Annotated in this window: 2 protein-coding genes and 1 pseudogene; 2 read left to right on the forward strand and 1 reads right to left on the reverse strand. The window is 57.9% G+C overall.

Annotated features, from left to right (window positions below; all coding sequences use genetic code 11):
• Positions 1-474, reverse strand: a pseudogene (locus CKO27_RS24290) (cyclic-phosphate processing receiver domain-containing protein); the annotation flags it as partial.
• A 180-nt stretch (positions 475-654) separates the two neighbouring features.
• Between CKO27_RS24290 and CKO27_RS23710 the strand changes: the two are divergent.
• Together CKO27_RS23710 and CKO27_RS25110 are read left to right on the forward strand one after the other, a co-directional pair.
• Positions 655-1,116, forward strand: coding sequence for a hypothetical protein (locus CKO27_RS23710; protein WP_207281104.1), 462 nt, complete (start codon positions 655-657; stop codon positions 1,114-1,116).
• 168 nt (positions 1,117-1,284) lie between these two features.
• A complete protein-coding gene (locus CKO27_RS25110; RefSeq protein WP_276570209.1) occupies positions 1,285-1,416 on the forward strand; it encodes a hypothetical protein in 132 nt (43 codons plus the stop codon).
• The last annotated feature ends 364 nt before the right edge of the window (positions 1,417-1,780 follow it).

Genomic DNA, 1,780 nt, shown 5'->3' on the forward strand with positions numbered 1-1,780 from the left:
GCACAGGAAGAGGTCCGTAACCATGGCCACCCGAAGAAACAGCGCTGAGGACACCGATTCCGCAAACCGCATCAGCGGTTGTAACTGTTTGTTTTTAAAAATCGAGAGACTTATCTTAGTGCCATTCGGATCGATCCCTGTTTGATAAAGCCCAAGAGGGAAGATACATGAACCGACGCCAGCTTTTGCAAATCCTTGGCGATGGAACCCTGTGCAGCCCGCTCGCGGCCTGGTCGCGCACCTCGGATGAACCAACCGTCGGGCAGCCCAGATCGGTAGCCGCCATGGCAACGCTGGTCGATACGCTGCGTACCCGCCACGACGTCGACGTGCGTTATGTTGATTTTGCAGCGTCACGGCCTCTTCGATCCAGCGGATCACGTCGTAGCCAGTACCACGGATATCGCCACCTAGATCATGATCGAGGCTCAGCTCAGCCACATCCCCAGCTTTGCGCGCAGCAATGACCTCATCAGGCCAATAGACCCGCTCCTAATCTGGATGTGCCTGACGCACGTCATCGATAACAATCCGTCGTGAGGGTTTGGCTGTCGTCATCGTTCACATTGACCAACATCAAGAGGATCAAGCGCGATCGTTCCCTTTGCGGGTTTTCAGGCCAAGAAGTTGCCGATGACAGAAACAGAATCCAGCATGGCTGATCCCGATGATTTCTTTACGCGCCCGGATGAGCGTCCTGAGGCCGTCCAACTGCTGCAAAACCTGAAGCGCGATCTACCAACGCTGGCAGCGCTCCTGGAAGAGTGCCACGACCATTTCGCCGAGGACGGCATCTATCGCTTCTACCACGGCAGCTTCAAGGTCTATTGGCTCCAGGAGTTGACCGAGCGGATCGTCGCGCAACTGCGCCAGGTGATGCCCGAGCGCGAACCCGATCCCCGCTTCACCCACATCCTGCGCGAAGGGACGGGGTTGGTCTTCGTCAAGGGACAAAACAAGCGCTGGCTGGACGTCACGCGCCCGATTCTGGAAGCCTTCTTCCATGCTCGCTACTTTCTGGAGATGGCGGTGAAGTACGGACGCGAACTGGACTATCCCCCCAGTTGTATGCCCAGCGGCTGGGCGGCGCTTTTGTATTTCTACGGTTTGCGCTAATGACCAACGGCTGTTTGCGTCAAGTCGGCCGCGCTCATGTCGCGCAGGCGACTAACTCTGTCGCCTGACTGTGCGGTAGCGCGGTCGGCTGGCGGCTTGTCAGAAATCAATCACTATGGACTACGACATCTGATCGCACCTGAGAGGGAAGACACAGGAACCGACCCGATGCCCTGGCTCATCTTCCGTTCTGGACGGCACGTCTGGCCGACCAGGGCGAAACCCGCCATCGGCGATGACGCCCGCGATCCGGACGCCCCGTGGCGTCGGGAGCTGACGGCGAGCTTCGATGGGGCTTGAACTGAATCACTCATCGCCTCCCCAGCCTGTCGCGTCCGCTGATGCGATTCCGCCGGGGCTATCCGTTGGATGATCTCAGGCCGTCTCTGGTCTTTCCTCGTCTTCCTGGGAGAGCAGCGGAAACGAATGAACGCAGTCATGCTTTTTCAGGTGGTATGGTGCTGGTCAGCCCTGAACATCAGTCTCTATGCGACATAGTTTGACGTAAAACCTGAATCCGTGATCTGAATGACGCGGCAACGTCCTCTTGGCAAATAGCGATGCCGGAATTCATTTCAGCGACGCGAATAGCGCCCGGGCGGGGACGAATCGGTCCACGGAAGGGCGGTTGGGCGAGAAGCTGCGGGCGACAGACAAAAGGATA

Origin of the sequence: Thiocystis violacea (genome assembly GCF_016583575.1) — a bacterium.
Classification (GTDB): Bacteria; Pseudomonadota; Gammaproteobacteria; order Chromatiales; family Chromatiaceae; genus Thiocystis; species Thiocystis violacea.

What these genes read in the sequence shown, in the direction of transcription:
- CKO27_RS23710 (WP_207281104.1), top strand. Translation starts at nt 655, where the DNA reads ATGGCTGATCCCGATGATTTCTTTACGCGCCCGGATGAGCGTCCTGAG.
- CKO27_RS25110 (WP_276570209.1), top strand. Translation starts at nt 1,285, where the DNA reads ATGCCCTGGCTCATCTTCCGTTCTGGACGGCACGTCTGGCCGACCAGG.